This is a genomic window from Sagittula sp. (assembly GCF_052825245.1).
Window position 1 is genome coordinate 118,382 of the sequence record NZ_JBRBWD010000007.1, and the last position, 15,950, is coordinate 134,331.

The 15,950-nt window shown below is 62.1% G+C and carries 19 protein-coding genes; 10 read left to right on the forward strand and 9 right to left on the reverse strand.

The genetic code is table 11. From position 1 onward, the window contains the following. Window positions 1–55: 55 nt before the first annotated feature. Both ACU0DV_RS01635 and ACU0DV_RS01640 read right to left on the reverse strand, forming a co-directional pair. Entirely contained in the window at window positions 56–460 is a 405-nt protein-coding gene (locus ACU0DV_RS01635; RefSeq protein ID WP_100927388.1) for a MerR family transcriptional regulator, read from the reverse strand. 239 nt (window positions 461–699) lie between these two features. Continuing rightward, window positions 700–1,071, reverse strand: coding sequence for a MerR family transcriptional regulator (locus ACU0DV_RS01640; RefSeq protein WP_283982709.1), 372 nt, complete (start codon window positions 1,069–1,071; stop codon window positions 700–702). A 128-nt stretch (window positions 1,072–1,199) separates the two neighbouring features. Here ACU0DV_RS01640 and ACU0DV_RS01645 point away from each other — a divergent pair, with 128 nt between their 5' ends. The 6 genes from ACU0DV_RS01645 (at window position 1,200) to ACU0DV_RS01670 (ending at window position 6,216) form a co-directional block, all read left to right on the forward strand. After that, the gene (locus ACU0DV_RS01645) at window positions 1,200–1,652 is read left to right on the forward strand and encodes a PaaI family thioesterase (protein ID WP_100927386.1); all 453 of its coding nucleotides are present in this window, start codon (window positions 1,200–1,202) and stop codon (window positions 1,650–1,652) included. Then, entirely contained in the window at window positions 1,649–2,161 is a 513-nt protein-coding gene (locus ACU0DV_RS01650; RefSeq protein ID WP_100927385.1) for a PaaI family thioesterase, read from the forward strand. The genes ACU0DV_RS01645 and ACU0DV_RS01650 overlap by 4 nt, the downstream gene beginning before the upstream one ends. 88 nt (window positions 2,162–2,249) lie before the next feature. Beyond that, entirely contained in the window at window positions 2,250–3,575 is a 1,326-nt protein-coding gene (locus ACU0DV_RS01655; RefSeq protein WP_446242062.1) for an MATE family efflux transporter, read from the forward strand. A 64-nt stretch (window positions 3,576–3,639) separates the two neighbouring features. Then, window positions 3,640–4,860, forward strand: a complete 1,221-nt coding sequence (gene trpB, locus ACU0DV_RS01660; protein WP_100927383.1) for a tryptophan synthase subunit beta — start codon at window positions 3,640–3,642, stop codon at window positions 4,858–4,860. A 292-nt stretch (window positions 4,861–5,152) separates the two neighbouring features. Beyond that, window positions 5,153–5,692 carry a hypothetical protein gene (locus ACU0DV_RS01665; protein WP_446242061.1) on the forward strand — a complete coding sequence of 180 codons (540 nt, stop codon included), beginning with the start codon at window positions 5,153–5,155 and terminating at the stop codon, window positions 5,690–5,692. Then, entirely contained in the window at window positions 5,689–6,216 is a 528-nt protein-coding gene (locus ACU0DV_RS01670; protein ID WP_306418221.1) for a helix-turn-helix transcriptional regulator, read from the forward strand. The genes ACU0DV_RS01665 and ACU0DV_RS01670 overlap by 4 nt, the downstream gene beginning before the upstream one ends. A gap of 176 nt (window positions 6,217–6,392) precedes the next feature. Here ACU0DV_RS01670 and ACU0DV_RS01675 read toward each other — a convergent pair whose 3' ends face one another. Genes ACU0DV_RS01675 through pth form a run of 3 tightly spaced genes read right to left on the reverse strand, consistent with a single transcriptional unit; the run spans window position 6,393 to window position 8,628 of the window. Beyond that, a complete protein-coding gene (locus tag ACU0DV_RS01675) occupies window positions 6,393–6,782 on the reverse strand; it encodes a DUF2237 family protein (protein ID WP_100927380.1) in 390 nt (129 codons plus the stop codon). Beyond that, complete coding sequence (locus tag ACU0DV_RS01680) at window positions 6,779–7,942, reverse strand: serine hydrolase domain-containing protein (protein WP_446242060.1); 1,164 nt, start codon at window positions 7,940–7,942, stop codon at window positions 6,779–6,781. The genes ACU0DV_RS01675 and ACU0DV_RS01680 overlap by 4 nt, the downstream gene beginning before the upstream one ends. After that, on the reverse strand, window positions 7,942–8,628 hold the full coding sequence (gene pth / locus ACU0DV_RS01685) for an aminoacyl-tRNA hydrolase (protein WP_446242059.1): 687 nt from the start codon (window positions 8,626–8,628) through the stop codon (window positions 7,942–7,944). The genes ACU0DV_RS01680 and pth overlap by 1 nt, the downstream gene beginning before the upstream one ends. A 71-nt stretch (window positions 8,629–8,699) precedes the next feature. Between pth and ACU0DV_RS01690 the strand changes: the two genes are divergently transcribed. Next, window positions 8,700–9,011, forward strand: a complete 312-nt coding sequence (locus tag ACU0DV_RS01690) for an antibiotic biosynthesis monooxygenase family protein (RefSeq protein ID WP_100927377.1) — start codon at window positions 8,700–8,702, stop codon at window positions 9,009–9,011. Between the two features lie 78 nt (window positions 9,012–9,089). Here ACU0DV_RS01690 and ACU0DV_RS01695 read toward each other — a convergent pair whose 3' ends face one another. Together ACU0DV_RS01695 and ACU0DV_RS01700 are read right to left on the reverse strand one after the other, a co-directional pair. Next, complete coding sequence (locus tag ACU0DV_RS01695) at window positions 9,090–9,719, reverse strand: 50S ribosomal protein L25/general stress protein Ctc (protein ID WP_446242058.1); 630 nt, start codon at window positions 9,717–9,719, stop codon at window positions 9,090–9,092. Window positions 9,720–9,984: 265 nt separating this feature from the next. Further along, the gene (locus tag ACU0DV_RS01700; protein WP_446242057.1) at window positions 9,985–11,886 is read right to left on the reverse strand and encodes an NACHT domain-containing protein; all 1,902 of its coding nucleotides are present in this window, start codon (window positions 11,884–11,886) and stop codon (window positions 9,985–9,987) included. Between the two features lie 490 nt (window positions 11,887–12,376). Between ACU0DV_RS01700 and ACU0DV_RS01705 the strand changes: the two genes are divergently transcribed. Then, window positions 12,377–12,583: a cold-shock protein gene (locus ACU0DV_RS01705; RefSeq protein ID WP_100927374.1), complete on the forward strand. Its 207-nt coding sequence runs from the start codon at window positions 12,377–12,379 to the stop codon at window positions 12,581–12,583. Further along, window positions 12,580–12,831 carry a hypothetical protein gene (locus ACU0DV_RS01710; RefSeq protein WP_100927373.1) on the forward strand — a complete coding sequence of 84 codons (252 nt, stop codon included), beginning with the start codon at window positions 12,580–12,582 and terminating at the stop codon, window positions 12,829–12,831. Before ACU0DV_RS01705 ends, ACU0DV_RS01710 begins: the two co-directional genes overlap by 4 nt. A gap of 138 nt (window positions 12,832–12,969) precedes the next feature. Here ACU0DV_RS01710 and ACU0DV_RS01715 read toward each other — a convergent pair whose 3' ends face one another. Together ACU0DV_RS01715 and ACU0DV_RS01720 are read right to left on the reverse strand one after the other, a co-directional pair. Then, window positions 12,970–13,869, reverse strand: coding sequence for a hypothetical protein (locus ACU0DV_RS01715; RefSeq protein WP_446242056.1), 900 nt, complete (start codon window positions 13,867–13,869; stop codon window positions 12,970–12,972). A 257-nt stretch (window positions 13,870–14,126) separates the two neighbouring features. Further along, entirely contained in the window at window positions 14,127–15,290 is a 1,164-nt protein-coding gene (locus ACU0DV_RS01720) for an alpha-hydroxy acid oxidase (RefSeq protein ID WP_100927371.1), read from the reverse strand. A gap of 126 nt (window positions 15,291–15,416) precedes the next feature. Here ACU0DV_RS01720 and ACU0DV_RS01725 point away from each other — a divergent pair, with 126 nt between their 5' ends. Beyond that, a complete protein-coding gene (locus ACU0DV_RS01725; protein WP_370312001.1) occupies window positions 15,417–15,950 on the forward strand; it encodes a heme NO-binding domain-containing protein in 534 nt (177 codons plus the stop codon).

Sequence of the window (15,950 nt, forward strand, 5' to 3'; positions counted from 1 at the left end):
TCTCTCTCCCTTGATCCTGCGCGCGTGCCGGCGCGCCGGTGGTTCAGCGGGACATCTACTCTGCCGCCGCCTTCTTCTCTTCCATGGAGCCGAGCATCTTCTCGCCCCACTTCATCTGTTCCTTCAGCTCGACGATCGCGCTGTCGAGGTCGTCGCGTTGCCGGATCATCTCGTCCAGCCGCGCTTCGGCAATTTCGTAGGCCTTTTCCAGCTGCGTGCGCTGCTGGTCGCCCAGTTCGTACAGGTCCAGGAGCTGGCGAATGTCCTCAAGGCTGAATCCGAAGCGCTTGCCGCGCAGAATCAGCACAAGGCGTGCCCGTTCGCGTTTCGTGTAGAGCCGCTTCTGTCCTTCCCGGATGGGGGCCAGAAGCTCTTTCTGCTCATAGAAACGCAGGGTCCGGGGGGTCACCTCGTAGGCGTCGCACATCTCCCTAATGGTCATCAGTTTGTCTTCGGTCATGTCCGCTTTCCTCGGTTTCTCATAGAAGAGACGCCCGAGGTGCGGATTTCGATCCATTCTTACAATGGGAAATTTCGGTGACGTAACTCATACGCTGCGTCACATGGTAACTGACGTAACTTCCTGCACGGGCCCGGCGTACACATAGCAATTTTGTTACATGGATCACGCGGACGTTGGGTAAGGTAAACCTTACCCGCATAAGAAGAACGCTCAAAGCGCCCGGACAAAGGAGTTTGTCACGAATCGAGCGACTGCGCAGTTTCGTCCCGAAGCGCTTTGAGTTCGGTGAGCGCTTCCTCGATCTGCTGTTTCTGCTCTTCGAGTTCCTTGAGCTGCTTGTCCGCCAGTACAACCCATGCGCGCATCTGCGCCTGGTTTCCGTCCTGCTCGTAGATGGTCAGCCACTGCCGGATGTCCTCCAGCGGGAAGCCGAACTTGCGCCCGCGCAGGATCAGCGTCATGCGGGCGATTTCCCGCGCACCGTAGAAACGCGAGCGCCCTTCGCGCTCCGGCGAGAGCAGTTCGATGTACTCGTAATACCGCAGGGTACGCGGCGTGACATCGAACTTCGCGCACATCTCCTTGAAGCTCAATCGCACGTTGCCCATCCCACTCTCTCCAGCTCGTACCGGGAAAAGCTATGCCGCAGCGTTGCGTCTGGCAAGATTGGCCCGCCGATTGACCCTTTTTGAGCGGCATGGCACCGTCCGCCCCAACCCGCCGCAGGAGTCCCAGCATGACCGTCGACAAGGCCCGCATCGCGCGGCAATTCATCGAGACGATCCCCCATTCGAAGGCGCTCGGCATGCATATCGTCGACATCGGCGAAGGCGTCGCGGTGATCGAGATGCCCTACGACAGCCGCTTCATCGGCGATCCGGAAAGCGGGGTGATCCACGGCGGGGCGGTCTCGGCGCTGATGGACACCTGCTCGGGCGCCGCCGTCATGAGCCATCCGCGCGCCCCCGCGGGCACCGCCACGATCAGCCTGCGCATCGACTACATGCGCCCCGCGACCCCGGGCCAGACCATCACAGCGCGGGCCGAGTGTTACCATATCACGCGCTCCGTCGCCTTCATCCGCGCCACCGCCTGCGACGACGACACCGACCGCCCGGTGGCCGCCGCCACGGGGACCTTCACCGTCGAACAGGCGCCCAACACCAAAGACCGCGGAGACATGACATGAACCGTGCCGCCCCCGAACCCGTCCAGGTGGTCAAGCAGCGCCGCGACGCAGCCCTTTCTGCGCTGGTCTCCGGCGTGCCCTACATCGCCTACCTCGGCGTCACCTTCGACCGCCGCGGCGACGAGCTGACCGCCGTGCTGCCCTTCCGCGAGGACCTGATCGGCAACCCCTTCCTGCAGGCGATCCACGGCGGCGTGACGGCGGCCTTCCTCGAAGTCACCGCCATGGTCACGCTCAACTGGACCTGGCTCTGGGGCGACCTCGAATCCGGCGCGCTGGACCTCGACGCCATGGCCTCGGGCCAGTTGCCGCGCCTGCCCAAGACCATCGACTTCACCGTCGATTACCTGCGCTCGGGCCTGCCGCGCGACGCCTACGGCCGCGCCCGCGTCACCCGCTCCGGCCGGCGCTACGCCTCTGTCCAGGCCGAGGCATGGCAGGACAACCGCGACCGGCCCTTCGCGCAGGCCACCGCGCATTTCCTGATGCCGCGCGGCCAGCAGGGCTGACCCGCGCGCCCCGGCACGCGCCCCCCACCGCCTTGACCTCCCGGCGGCATCGTTTCAAACAGCGGTGCAAGTCCCGAAGGAACACGGCATGACCTCACCCGCTTTTGCACCGATCACCAATGGGCGGGTCCTGAAGATTGCCCTGCCGATCCTTCTGGCCAACGTCACCGTGCCGCTGCTGGGCGCGGTCGACACCGGCGTCGTCGGGCAGATCCCGTCGCCCGAACCGATCGCCGCCGTGGGTGTCGGCAGCGTCGTCCTGACCGCCATCTACTGGCTCTTCGGCTTCCTCCGGATGGGCACCGCCGGGCTGACCGCGCAGGCCGCCGGAGAGGGCAACCGCGCCGAGGTCGCCGCCCTCCTGACCCGCGCCCTGATGATCGGCCTCGCCGGGGGGCTCGCGCTGATCGTGCTGCAGGCGCTGGTCTACCGGGTGGCCTTCGCCGTCTCGCCCGCCAGCGCCGAGGTCGAGGCGCTTGCCCGCGACTACATGAGCATCCGCATCTGGTCCGCGCCCGCCGCCATCGCCATTTACGGTATCAACGGCTGGTTGATCGCGCAGGAGCGGACCCGCGACGTCTTCCTGCTGCAGCTCTGGATGAACGGCATCAACGTCGCCCTCGATCTGTGGTTCGTGCTGTCTCTGGGCTGGGGCGTCACCGGCGTGGCCACCGCGACCTTCATCGCCGAATGGTCCGGTCTCGCAATGGGACTTTTCCTCTGCCGCGCCGCCTTCCGGGTGCCGTCATGGCGCGACTGGGACCGCGTCTTCGATCGCGTGAAGCTGAAGCGCATGGCGGTGGTCAACACCGACATCCTGATCCGCTCGCTGATGCTGGAATCGATCTTCGTCTCCTTCCTGTTGCTGGGCGGGCGCTTCGGCGACGTGACGCTCGCCGCCAATCAGGTGCTGCTGCAGTTCCTGCACATCATGGCCTATGCGCTCGACGGCTTTGCCTTCGCGGCCGAGGCGCTGGTGGGGCAGGCGGTGGGCGCCCGGGCCATCGACCGCGTCCGCCGCGCCGCGCTGATGACCAGCCTCTGGGGGCTGATCTGCAACGTCATCTTCGCCTTGGGCTTCGCGCTGCTCGGCGGGTTCATCATCGACGCCATGGCCGCGGACCCCGCGGTGCGCGAGGCCGCGCGCTCCTACCTGCCGTGGATGGTCGCCGCGCCGCTGGTCGGTCTGGCGTCCTGGATGCTCGACGGGATCTTCATCGGTGCCACCCGCACCGGCGACATGCGCAACATGATGGTGATCTCGGCGGCATGCTATTTCGCCAGCGTCTTCCTCCTGATCGGACCGATGGAGAATCACGGGCTGTGGCTGTCGCTGCTCGTGGCCTTTGCCGCTCGGGGGCTGACCCTCGGACTGCGCTATCCGGCGCTGGAAAGGGCCGCCGCGCGCGCCTGACCGCTCTCGCCAAGGCCGTCCAAATGCCCTATTCAGCCCATGCACACACATGAGGAGAGGCGTTATGGACGATCTCGTTAACAGTTTCATGACCGGCCCGGACGAGAAGGGCCGCTTCGGCATCTTCGGCGGGCGCTTCGTGTCGGAAACGCTTATGCCGCTCATCCTCTCGCTTGAGGAAGAGTACGAGAAGGCCAAGACCGACGACAGCTTCTGGTCCGAGATGGACTTCCTCTGGAAGCATTACGTCGGCCGTCCGTCGCCTCTCTACTTCGCGGAACGGATGACCGAGCGTCTTGGCGGCGCCAAGGTCTACATGAAGCGCGACGAGCTGAACCACACCGGCGCGCATAAGATCAACAACGTGCTGGGTCAGATCATCCTTGCCCGCCGCATGGGCAAGACCCGGATCATCGCGGAAACCGGGGCAGGGCAGCACGGCGTGGCCACCGCCACCGTCTGCGCCAAGTTCGGTCTGAAATGCGTGGTCTACATGGGCGCGCATGACGTCGAACGCCAGCAGCCCAACGTCTTCCGGATGAAGTTGCTGGGCGCCGAGGTGATTCCCGTGACCTCCGGCCGCGGCACGCTGAAGGACGCGATGAACGACGCGCTGCGCGACTGGGTGACCAACGTGCGCGACACCTTCTACTGCATCGGCACCGTGGCCGGCCCGCACCCGTATCCGGCGATGGTCCGCGACTTCCAGGCGATCATCGGCAAGGAAGCCAAGGAACAGATGATGGAGGCCGAGGGCCGTCTGCCCGACACCATCATCGCCGCCATCGGCGGCGGCTCCAACGCCATGGGGCTGTTCTACCCGTTCCTCGACGACAAGGAGGTCTCGATCATCGGGGTCGAGGCCGGCGGCAAGGGCGTGAACGACAAGATGGAGCACTGCGCCTCCCTGACGGGCGGACGTCCGGGCGTTCTGCACGGCAACCGCACCTACCTGCTTCAGGACGACGACGGGCAGATCCTCGAAGGGTTCTCGATCTCCGCGGGTCTCGATTACCCGGGCATCGGGCCGGAACACGCCTGGCTGCACGAGATCGGCCGCGCGCAATACGTCGCGATCACCGACAAGGAGGCGCTGGAGGCGTTCCAGCTGTGCTGCGAGACGGAGGGAATCATCCCCGCGCTCGAACCGTCCCACGCCTTGGCCCATGTGATGAAGATCGCGCCGGAGCTTCCTAAGGATCACATCATCTGCATGAACCTCTGTGGCCGCGGCGACAAGGACATCTTCACCGTCGCCAAGCATCTTGGCGTTGATATGGGATAACACTTTGCGAAGCCTTTCGGAAAAGCGGTGCTAAACTCAGGTTTATGCCGCTTTTCCGGGAGTTTATTGCCATTCCGCCCGCTCTGTTCCATGTCGGATGCAGATACGGCGGGGCGCATGTTGTCTTATCGTGACGCGAAGTAATGTCCCCAACACCTGCTCCGCGTGCGGCAAGCTCGGTAAGATGGCAGTGTTTGCGGCGCCCCGCCGTGTCGACTTTCAGAACATCCGCGATGTCGGCGCAGACATGTCCGTCCGTACCGACACGGACTGCAATTTCTGGAGACCGTTCGTGAAACGCCTCGTCCTCGCCCCGCTCATCGCCGCCATGCTCCTGTCCGGCACGGCGGCACTGGCCCAGTCGGCGGTCGATCAGATCGTCGAGCGCCTGCGCGCCGAGAACTACGGGGAAATCCGCGTCCAGCGCACGCTGCTCGGGCGGATCAGGGTGACCGCCACGGGCAAGTCCGGCGACCGGGAAATCGTGCTGAACCCCTCCACCGGGGCGATCCTGCGCGACTACCACAGCGGCCGCGAAGACAGCGCCGCGCCGAAGTCCCGCACCACCACGCCGCAGGCCGCCAACAATTCATCGGGTGCCGGCAGCTCGTCCTCCGCCAGCGGCGGATCGGGCAACAGCTCCGGCAAATCCTCCAACTCTTCCGGCAACAACAACTCCGGCGGGAATTCTTCCGGCGGCAATTCGTCTGGCGGGTCCGGAAACGGCAAGGACAAGTCCGACAAGGGGAATTCGTCCGGCAAATCCAACGGCGGCGGCAAAGACGATCAGTCTTCTCTCGACCATTCGACGAGCAAGCGCCAAACTGCGTGAATGCTCATACACGCATTCCGCGCCTCGTGAAGGTCTGGCCCGTCTTCGCTCTGCTCCTGCTGCTGCAACTCGTTTGCGGCAGCTTTCTGCTGTGGGACGTGCTCGCCTCGCTCCTCGGCCTGCAGTACAACCCCGTCTCCTGGGCACTCATGGAGCTGATCGAGATCGGCGCCATTCTCGGCCTGCTGCTCGGGGTGATCGCCAGCGGTGTGCTCCTGCGCAGCGCGATGCTGCGCCAGGCCGACGCGGAATCGCGGCTCAGGCTGGCCTCGGGCGCGCTCATGGAAGTGATCGAGGAACGCTTCACCGAATGGTCGCTCTCTCCGGCAGAGCGTGACGTTGCGATGTTCCTGATCAAGGGGCTGTCGACCGGGGAAATCGCCGCGATGCGCCAGACGTCCGAGGGCACCGTAAAGGCGCAGACCAATGCGATCTACCGCAAGGCCTCCGTGTCGGGCAGGGCGCAGCTCCTCAGCCTGTTCATCGAGGAGCTTTTCGTGGAACAGACACCGAAAGCCGCCTGAGCATACCCTGTGGGTAACTCTGGGGATTGATCGTGTATACGACAGGACGGCCCCGGGGAATGACGAGACCGGCCCCGATAACATCGCCAAAAAGCAAGATCTTCAGGTCAACGCCGCGGCACACCCGTCGAAACCAAGGCTTCCCACAGCAATGCCAAGGGGTTGAGAGGTTATCCTCAACCCTTTTCCGGACCATCGGTGCGGTGCGCTTCCAGCACGTCCAGCGGCACGATGTCCAGTGCGCGGGCGTGTGTAGCGGCCAGGTTGACCTTCGGCGCGCAACCCTCGTCATGGGCTTGCAAGAACCGCCCCGCGCAGAGGCACCAGGCGTCGCCGGGCTTCAGGCCCGCAAAGCGGAATTCGGGGCGCGGGGTAGACAGGTCGTTGCCCACGTATTTCGAATAGGCGAGGAATTCCGCCGTCATCACGGCGCAGACGGTGTGGCTGCCGCGGTCCTCCGCGCAGGTGTTGCAGTGCCCGTCACGGAAGAAGCCGGTCAGCGGTTCGTTGGAGCAGGCCGCCAGAGGCTCCCCCAGTACGTTGATTTCCTTGTCTTTCTGAATCATCTCGTCCCTCCCGCGATTTGTCGGAACATGGCCAGCGCGTCGTCGAAGGCATCGGCGTCGCGAAAATTCCTGTCGGCGGCGTTGATGGCCACGACGGTCAGGCTCTGACGGTCGACATAGACGTATTGGCCGTAAACGCCACGCGCCATGAATTCACCTTTGCGTGCGTCCGCCGGGATCCACCACTGATAGCCGTAGCGCAGCTTGCCTGCCTCGGTCGGGGCAGAGGGGGCCGTGCTCTCCTCGACCCAATCCTGCGGCACGATCTGACGGCCCTGCAGGGCGCCGCCAAGGCGGAACATCTCGCCCATGCGGGCGTAGTCGCGGGTGGTGACGTTCAGGCCACCCAACGCGAAGGCCACGCCGTAACCGTCCGTCAGGTAAAAAGGCGTGCCGTACGTCCCCATCGGCACCAGCAGCTTTTCCGCCATCAGGTCGGGCAGAGACCGCCCCGTCGCGCCGCGCACCACCATGCCCAGCACATGGGTGTCGATCGACACGTAGTGCCATCGCTCGCCTGCGGGGCCGTCACGCTCCGACAACCCGGCGGCAAAATCGTCCATCGAGCCGCCAAGCGCAAGAACGCGCCCCATCTTGTTGATGTCGCTCCAGAAATCGAGGTAATCCTCGTCGAAGGTCACGCCGGAGGTCATCTGCAACACGTTGCGGATCGTCACGCCCTCATAGGCGCTGCCCTCCAGTTCGGGCACGTAGCGCGTCACGAGGTCGTCCAGGCTGTCCACATGACCCTCGGCCAGCAGGATGCCGAAAAGCCCGGACAAATAGGATTTGGCCACAGACCAGGAAATGCGCTGGTCCGACTGCTGCGTGCCCAGCCGGTAGTCCTCGTGCACACGCTTGCCGTCCTTCAGCACCACGACGCCGGTCACGGCACGGCGCGCCAGCCAGTCGTCCCAGTCGGCAGGCATGGTCAGCGCAGGGCCGCGCGGCAGGGGCTCCGGCGGGGCAGGGACCGGCATGGGGGTGCTTTCGAAAAGCGCATCCATGTGGCTGAAATTATGGACGATCCTGTCCTCGTCGAAGAGCGTGGTGACCGCGCGCAGACGTTTGATCTCTTCGTGTTTCCACGCCACGAGGGCGGCGAGGATCAGCAGCAGCACCGCCAGGATCTGCCCGGTGCGTCTGATGACCCGGCGCATCACCGGAACTTGTCGGCCAGCCGCTGCAGGGGGCTGCGCGCGTCGGGTTTTTCCGTGTCGGGATCGGGCTTTGCGGCGGGCGCTTCATCCTTCTTGGCGGCACCCCCGGAGGACCGCGGCGGCGCCGTCCTGAGCGCCACGGCGTTCTGGAACTTGCCCGCGTCGCCATCGGCCAGTTGCGGCGCCCCGTCCGAGATGCCGCGCAGCAGGTCGTCCAGCCACTCCTGGTCGGCCTTGTGGAAATCGTGCAGCACGTAGGCGGCGACCAGCTCCTTGCGGCCCGGGTGCCCGATGCCCAGCCGGACGCGGCGGTAGGCCTCGCCGATATGGCCGTGGATCGAGCGCAGGCCGTTGTGCCCGGCATGACCGCCCGCCATCTTAACCCGGCATTTACCAGGGGCGAGGTCCAGTTCGTCGTGGAACACCGTGATGTCGCCCGGTTCCAGCTTGTAGAACCGCATGGCCTCGCCCACCGACTGGCCGGAGAGGTTCATGAAGGTCTCGGGCTTCAGCAGGATCACCTTGTCGCCGCCCAGCCGCCCTTCGGCGATCTGGCCCTGAAACTTCGACTTCCACGGGCCGAAGCCATGGTCCCCGGCGATCCGGTCCATCGCCATGAAGCCGATGTTGTGCCGGTTGGCGGCGTATTTCGCCCCGGGGTTGCCGAGGCCAACGAAAATCTGCACGTGCCCCTCCGCAGGCTGGTTCGCTGACCCTATCTAGACCAATGAGCGTTGAATTACCAAGGGGTTGAGCGATGTATCTGACGATGAACCGGTTCAAGGTCGTGCCCGCGCAGGCCGCGGCGTTCGAGGAGATGTGGACCAGCCGCGACAGCCATCTGAAGGAGGTGCCGGGTTTCCGGAGCTTCGCGCTGATGAAGGGGCCGGAGCGGGAGGACCATGTCCTCTATGCCTCGCACACGGTGTGGGAGGACGAGGCGAGCTTTGTGGCGTGGACGAAGTCGGAGGCCTTCCGCAAGGCGCACGGCGGGGCGAAGGCGTCGACGGGGATGTACCTCGGGCCGCCGGAGCTGGAGATCTTCGAGGCGGTGCAGGTGCTGGAATAGGCACGAAAAAGCCCCCGCTTGCGGGCGGGGGCTCTGGCGTTCGGGTTCGCGGCGAAACGGGTCGCCGCGGGGCCGGTGTCAGGCTTCGGCTTCTTCGGTCTCTTCGGCCGCTTCATCCGCGTCGTCGGAGGCCTTGAGGCCCGACGGTGCCGAGATGTTGGCGATGACGAAGTTCCGGTCGATGGTGGCCTTCGTGCCTTCGGGGAGGGTGACGTCGTTGATGTGAACGATGTCGCCGATCTGCATGCCGCCGAGGTCGACCACGACCTTCTCCGGGATCTCGCCGGCGGTCACGACCAGCTCGACTTCCGGACGCACGACGGTCAGAACGCCGCCCTTGCGGATGCCGGGGGCGGTCTCTTCGTTGAGGAACTCGACGGGAATGAAGAGGTTCACCTTCGAGGTGCGGCGCAGGCGCATGAAGTCGACGTGGGTCGGAAGGTCCTTCACGATATCGCGCTGCACGTCGCGGCAGATGACGCGGACGTCCTCGTGGCCTTCGACCTGAAGGTTGAAGAGGGTCGACTTGAAGCGGCCCTGACGCAGGCGCTTCAGCAGCACGTTGAAGGGGATGTTGATCGGCAGGGGCTCTTTGTCGCCACCAAACACGATGCCAGGAACCATGCCGTCACGGCGTGCGGCGCGAGCGGCGCCCTTGCCCGTCCCCGTGCGTTCCTGGGCCTGAAGATCCGGAATCTCACCAGCCATTTGTTTCTCCATAAGTTAGGGCGGGGTGCCTCCAAGGCTGTCACCCCGCGTGAGGTCGTGCGGGTAGCGCGGATCGGGGGATTTGGCAAGGCTTATCTGGAGCCCACGGGGCCCCGGATGAAGGCTCGGTGCCGGGAGGGAGGTTTCGCGGCGAAACCTCCCTTTGTTAACAATGGGTTGTTGCTTGTTCATTCATGTGGAGATTGAGATTTGGTGCAAATGGCGGACGGTGGCGGGAATGATGATGTACAGTACTGGCCAGCCTCTACGAACTGATCCCAAGGATGTCATCAATTGACCTTTCTTTTTGACGTCTATCATTTTCGAGCCTGTCGAAAATTTCGGCGGCCTCCTTGTAGTATTTTTCCACTTCCGGTTTTCTTGCTTTGAGATCCTCGCTGAAGAAGCTTTGTAGTTTGGCGCGGAATTTTTTGGTATCTTCCTTGGAGAAGTTTGTTGAGCCTGTATTTCTAATGCTAAAGGAGTATCCTTTGGGTTTAATATTGACGACGACTTTTAGCTCTTCTTCATCCCCTCTTTTCATTCGAGTGTTTTGTGCTGCCCTTCGGGTGCTATGAAGCATCGCATCAAAAATCCAACTCGTTGGATTTTCGTCCCAAGGTTTTCCAGAAACTCGTCTGGCGAGGTCAACAGTTCTGGCGAATTCGTTGTGACATTCATTTGACTGCATTCGCGCGCTAAAGGCGTATAGCCCATGATCCTCTGAATTTCTAAAGTTCACTTGGCAAGACTCGCAAAGCCAAAAATCTTTATCGCCTCCCCCGCTGGACTGGTCTAGAAATCCGCTAGATCTTGCTGACTTTATCGAACGTTCAAAGAACTTATCAAAAACAAGTTCTGGATGGATTTCATAGCACATCGCGAATACTGAGTCTCGATCTCTTCTGGAAAAAGTTTCAAGAAAGTCCTCCGCTTTTCCAGAAATGACTTGCATCGCGCATTCCGCTGCAAAGTACTCTTGGAAAGATCGATGTACAAATATGTACTTTAATCCATCTTTCTGCATTAGATTTGCGGATTCACAGATGTCATTTAAAACGTCGTCAATCTCAACTGAGAGGCTATGGTAGGCCAGTGCCTTCTTTAAATAGTCTCGGAAACTATGTTCGTCAAATTCGTAGTTTTGCTCGTAATAAGTAATCAAACAAAATGTGGCGAAGACTCGCCGAAAGTTGTCGACAGATAAAGCCCTGTCTCGTTCGAAAGAGTCTTTCGTTGCGTCGTGCCATGTAAGGAGAGTCTGGAAGGCGCTTTTGTAGAACTCAGTGAGTTTGCTGGGTATGACGGCGTTTTCATTGAAAGTCATTAACATCATTATCGCCAGTAGGGGGCTGGAAAGAAAACTACGATGTTGATTGTAGAATTCCTCTTTTAGGGTTTCTAGAAACTTTTTCTTAACTTTCTTGTCGAATGGAACTTTTTCAATCAATTCTCTAACGTCTGTGTAGTTCATCGGTGACACCGAGAAAATCTCAAAATCACTCCACGAAGAGAAGCGGTCGTCCTCCCGTCCGGAAACCAATATACAGCAGTCACGATATTTCTCGGATATGAGGATGATTTGTCGCTCAATTGCCTTTCTAGAGCTTTTGTTGACTTCGTCAAATCCGTCGAAAATAAACTCAAATCTCCCTGCTTCGCATAGTTTTTCAAACACCCCTTTCCCAAATGACATATCGGATTGCAGTTCGTTTCGGCAAAAGGAAATTAGGTCGATGCTTTGAAGGTCGTTGAGTCTCCGAAGTTCAATTAGGATTGGTATTTTCCCATCTATATTTAGAAATCTAGAAATCCAAAGGTATTTTAGGAATACGGTTTTTCCAGAGCCGCCGTTGCCTTTGATGATGATTCTTCGTCCCGAAGCAAATCTGTTTATTATGTCATTGTCGCTAAATTCTCTGGGTCCCTGTAGAAAACGAGTTTTGACATATACTTCCTCAAGCGGAACGGCTTTGTTCTTCGAGTAAAGCGTGCGTACTAGGCTGCTACGATTGTGAACTAATCCGCAATATGATGAGAACTTTTCTATAAATTGGCCCTGCTTGACGGATAAGTAGCCTGATATCGGAGCATATGCGGCCGCTAAGGTATCTTTTATAAGCTGTGTGGCTACGTGCGCGGCAACTTCTGTGCTTGCGTCGTTCATTCTTTACCTCGTTTCGAAAGCTCGCAGGAAGTTTGATAAATTTGAAGTATTATTGCAATGCTGTACTTATTGTTCAACTTGAACTTTGGCTTGAGCAGCCGCCAAAGCTCACCAAAACTCGCACGTCGCGAGAGATGACTGGCGCTCGGGCATTGTTCCTAGTGGCCGTTCATGTTGGTTTCGTGTTCGGACTCGGTTTCATCGTCGAACGGGTCCTCTCCAAGTCGCCTGCGGACTTCCAATAGAACATTCGGCACGACTTGAATTTGAGCTCGTTCGAACGTCGATGGTGGCGCCCAAAACGATCCTTGGACGCTTTTACTCGTCGCCGTCACATCGCCTCCCATTGTAATCTAGACTCGGAGCCTTATCTGTAGAAGGCTACGTTATTCCGACCGCACCTGTCTCCTTCACCGGCCTCAGTCTGCTTCTCGATCTGACCGGCCGGGCTGTCGCATTCTGCGGGCAGCACACATGAAGGAGACCCACGATGGCCAAAGGCACCGTGAAATGGTTCAATGCAAACAAGGGCTTCGGCTTCATCCAGCCTGAGGGCGGGAGCAAGGACGTGTTCCTGCACATCTCGGCGCTCGAACGGGCGGGGCTGCGGACCGTGGAAGACGGCCAGGCTCTGACGTTCGAGATCGAGGAGGGTCGCGACGGTCGCGAATCCGCCAAGGACGTGGAACTGGCGTGAAGCCGACGTTCGGAGACATGATGAAGGCGCGCGCGGAAACGGCCGACGCGCGCCGCACACGTCTTGAATCGGCGTTCAAGGCGGTGAAGCCGCATCCGAAGACCGCGATGGAGAAGACCTCGGAGGTCGCCAAGGAGCTGATCGACACGGAGACGCGGAAGCGGGACGAGAAGACCGCCGCGCTGCGGGCCGCGCGCCTTGCCCAGGAGAGCGATGGCGGAACGGACGGCACGGGCGGCAAGGGCTGATCCGGGGCCCGCGTTCGCGGGCGGATGCGTCAGGGGGCACGTGCCCCGGCCGGAGCGTTGCGGCGCTGGCCGGGGTTTTTTCGTTTGCGGGTCCGTGTTGGGGGCGGGGGTGTTGCGCCGCCCCGGGCCGCGCGGCGGTCAGACGAGGTCCATCTCCGCTTCGGGTTCGGGCTCTTCTTCGACGGGGGCGTCCTCTTCCTCGTCGCCGGTGCTGAGCGCGGCGATCAGGCTCAGGCCCTCGGCGCCGGGGTCTTCGGTATCGAAGGCGCCGGAATCGACCAGGGCGTCGTAGTCCTCGAGCACGTCGTCGACGCTGGTCCAGCCGTCCTCGGGGGCGGGGAGCTCTCCGACCTGGACCGCCCAGCCTTCGGGGCTGGTGGTGAAGAAGCGGATGGTTTCGAGGGACTCCACGTCGTAGCCCTCGACCTCCTCGTCGAAGAAGGCGAGGTAGTTGTCGAAGGTGGGCTCGGTCCCCTCGGGGAGCTGGATGCCGTAGGCCGGATCGTCGAGCGCGGTGAGGGTGATGCCGTCGATCACGTTGCCGGATTCGTCGACCTCGGTGCCGAAGAGGACCTTGTCGAAGGTCGGCTCATCGGGGTCCTCGGGCTCTTCCGGTTCCTCCGGATCGCCGGAGACGGCCTTGATGGAGCCGGCGTCGGTCGTGGTGGAGGTGGCGCGGATGCCGAAGATGTCGATGTCGTCGAGGCTGTCGGCGTCGAGTTCGAGGGTCAGCGTGTCACCGGCGTGGATGTAGCTTTCCTTCTCGTCGGCGTCGGGCCCGAGGCCGGGGTCGCTGACGTAGGAGGCGCCGTCCCACTGCACCTTCTCGCCGTCGTACTGGGCGCCGTTCATGTTGAGCGGGCCGCCAAGCGATGTGCTGGAGCCGGAATAGTCGTCGTCACCGAAGTAGACGGCGTTCACGTCCATCGAGCCTTCGAGCATCTCGATGTCGGCGAGGATCTTTCCGTCCTCTTCGTAGACGGTGACCGAATAGGACAGGCCGTCCATCGTGTAGTTGAATACCTTGGGGTCTGGCATTGAAGTCTCCCTGAAATATGGCCGGAATGGGCACATTCTGGCGAAAGCGCGGCTAGATGCGGCTCGCGCAGGGGAGAATACGGCAGCAATTCGGCAATTACGTCAGATTGAGGCAAAACCAAGGCGGCGCATTTGGAAACGGATTGTTTCGATGCCAACTTCGGCGGTTAACGATGTTCCGCCGCGGGACTGGTGTGAGGCGGGAAACAATGGCCGGGGCGGCGCGCCCGTGACGCGCCGCCGCCGCAGACCAAAGGTCAGGCCCAGTCGCCGGAGAAGCCGCGCGGCACCATGAGGATGTCGCGGTCGACGGTGTTGATGTCGCGGTGCCCGCAGAGCGCCATGGAGGTGTCGAGTTCCTTGTGGATGACCTCCAGCGCCTTGGTGACGCCGGCCTGGCCCATGGCGCCGAGCCCATAGACGTAGGCGCGGCCGATCCAGCAGCCCTTGGCGCCCATGGCCACTGCCTTCAGCACGTCCTGGCCGGAGCGGACACCTGAATCGAGATGCACCTCGATCCGGTCGCCCACGGCGTCGAGGATCGGTTCCAGCGCGCGGATGGAGGAGAGCGCGCCGTCAAGCTGCCGGCCGCCGTGGTTCGACACCACGATGGCGTCGGCCCCGACGTTGCAGGCCTCCAGCGCATCGCGCGGGTCGATGATGCCCTTGATGATGAGCGGCCCGTCCCACATCTTGCGGAATTCGCGGATACGGTCCCAGTTCAGCGACTGGTCGAAGCTTTCGGCGGTCCAGGTGGTCAGCGACGAGGGATCGGTGACCCCCTTGGCGTGGCCCACGATGTTGCCGAAGAAGCGGCGCTTGGTCTGGAGCATTTCCAGCCCCCACGGCACCTTGGTCATCATGTTGGCCACGGACTTCGGCGTCAGCTTCGGCGGGGCCGAGAGGCCGTTCTTCAGGTCCTTGTGGCGCTGGCCCAGAAGCTGCAGGTCGACGGTGATGACGGCGGCCGAACATTTCGCCGCCTTCGCCCGGTCGAAGAGCCGCTGCATGTAGTCGTCGTCCTTCAGGGTGTAGACCTGCATCCAGAAGGGTTTCGAGGTGTGCGAGGCCACGTCCTCGATGGAACAGATCGACATGGTGGACAGGCAGTAGGGCACCCCGAAGGCCTCGGCGGCGCGGGCCGCCTTGATCTCGCCGTCGGCGTTCTGCATGCCGGTCAGCCCGACCGGGGCGAGCGCCACGGGCATCGCCACGTCCTGCCCGATCATCTGCGTCTTTGTCGAACGGTTGGCCATGTCGATGGCGACGCGCTGGCGCAGGTAGATGTCGTCGAAGTCCGAGACGTTCTCGCGGAAGGTCTGTTCCGACCACGACCCGGATTCGCAGTAGTCATAGAACATCTTCGGCACGCGGCGGCGGTAGACGCGCTTGAGGTCCTCGATGTTGGTGATGACGGGCATGGGGACCTCTTTTCCGCTGATTTTGGTAAGAGTTGGTTACCAATCGGGGAATTGCGTGGCAAGGGGCTTAAGCCCGTCTTCACCGGCCGCAGCTAGGCTCCGCCCGCGTGATGCCGGGAGGATCGGATGAAGGGGATCGTGTTCACGGAACTGCTGGCCATGGCAGAGGGCGTCGTCGGAGAGGCGGCGGTGGACGAGGTTCTGGACGAACTGGCGCTCGCCTCGGGCGGGGCCTACAGCCGCGTGGGCAACTACCCCTGTTCGGAGCTTCTGGCGATCGTCACGGCGCTGTCGGGGCGGACGGGTCTTGCGGCGGAGGACCTCCAGCGGCGTTTCGGGGCGTGGATGCACACCCGCTTCACGGAGCTTTATCCCGACGTCTTCGCGGCGAAGGACGGCCCGCTGGACCTGCTTCAGTCAGTGGAGACGGAGGTGCACGTCGAGGTGCGCAAGCTATACCCGGACGCGGAACTGCCGCGGTTCGAAACTACCTGGCAGGGGGAGGGGCTGCGGATGCGCTACGTCTCGCCGCGCCCGCTGGTGGCCTTCTGCGAGGGGATGATCCACGCCTGCGGGGCGCATTACGGCACACCGCTGAGGGTCGGCGTGGCGCGGGTCTCGGACGGCGAGGCGGTGTTCGACGTGGCGGTGGAGCGGTAG

Bases quoted from the DNA above. Each gene is read 5' to 3' on its own strand.
- ACU0DV_RS01695 (WP_446242058.1), bottom strand. From the start codon at position 9,719: ATGGCTGGTGAGATTCCGGATCTTCAGGCCCAGGAACGCACGGGGACG.
- ACU0DV_RS01725 (WP_370312001.1), top strand. From the start codon at position 15,417: ATGAAGGGGATCGTGTTCACGGAACTGCTGGCCATGGCAGAGGGCGTC.
- ACU0DV_RS01635 (WP_100927388.1), bottom strand. From the start codon at position 460: ATGACCGAAGACAAACTGATGACCATTAGGGAGATGTGCGACGCCTAC.
- ACU0DV_RS01680 (WP_446242060.1), bottom strand. From the start codon at position 7,942: ATGCGCCGGGTCATCAGACGCACCGGGCAGATCCTGGCGGTGCTGCTG.
- ACU0DV_RS01655 (WP_446242062.1), top strand. From the start codon at position 2,250: ATGACCTCACCCGCTTTTGCACCGATCACCAATGGGCGGGTCCTGAAG.
- ACU0DV_RS01705 (WP_100927374.1), top strand. From the start codon at position 12,377: ATGGCCAAAGGCACCGTGAAATGGTTCAATGCAAACAAGGGCTTCGGC.
- trpB (WP_100927383.1), top strand. From the start codon at position 3,640: ATGGACGATCTCGTTAACAGTTTCATGACCGGCCCGGACGAGAAGGGC.
- ACU0DV_RS01700 (WP_446242057.1), bottom strand. From the start codon at position 11,886: ATGAACGACGCAAGCACAGAAGTTGCCGCGCACGTAGCCACACAGCTT.
- ACU0DV_RS01720 (WP_100927371.1), bottom strand. From the start codon at position 15,290: ATGCCCGTCATCACCAACATCGAGGACCTCAAGCGCGTCTACCGCCGC.
- ACU0DV_RS01640 (WP_283982709.1), bottom strand. From the start codon at position 1,071: ATGGGCAACGTGCGATTGAGCTTCAAGGAGATGTGCGCGAAGTTCGAT.
- ACU0DV_RS01645 (WP_100927386.1), top strand. From the start codon at position 1,200: ATGACCGTCGACAAGGCCCGCATCGCGCGGCAATTCATCGAGACGATC.
- ACU0DV_RS01675 (WP_100927380.1), bottom strand. From the start codon at position 6,782: ATGATTCAGAAAGACAAGGAAATCAACGTACTGGGGGAGCCTCTGGCG.
- ACU0DV_RS01690 (WP_100927377.1), top strand. From the start codon at position 8,700: ATGTATCTGACGATGAACCGGTTCAAGGTCGTGCCCGCGCAGGCCGCG.
- ACU0DV_RS01715 (WP_446242056.1), bottom strand. From the start codon at position 13,869: ATGCCAGACCCCAAGGTATTCAACTACACGATGGACGGCCTGTCCTAT.
- ACU0DV_RS01650 (WP_100927385.1), top strand. From the start codon at position 1,649: ATGAACCGTGCCGCCCCCGAACCCGTCCAGGTGGTCAAGCAGCGCCGC.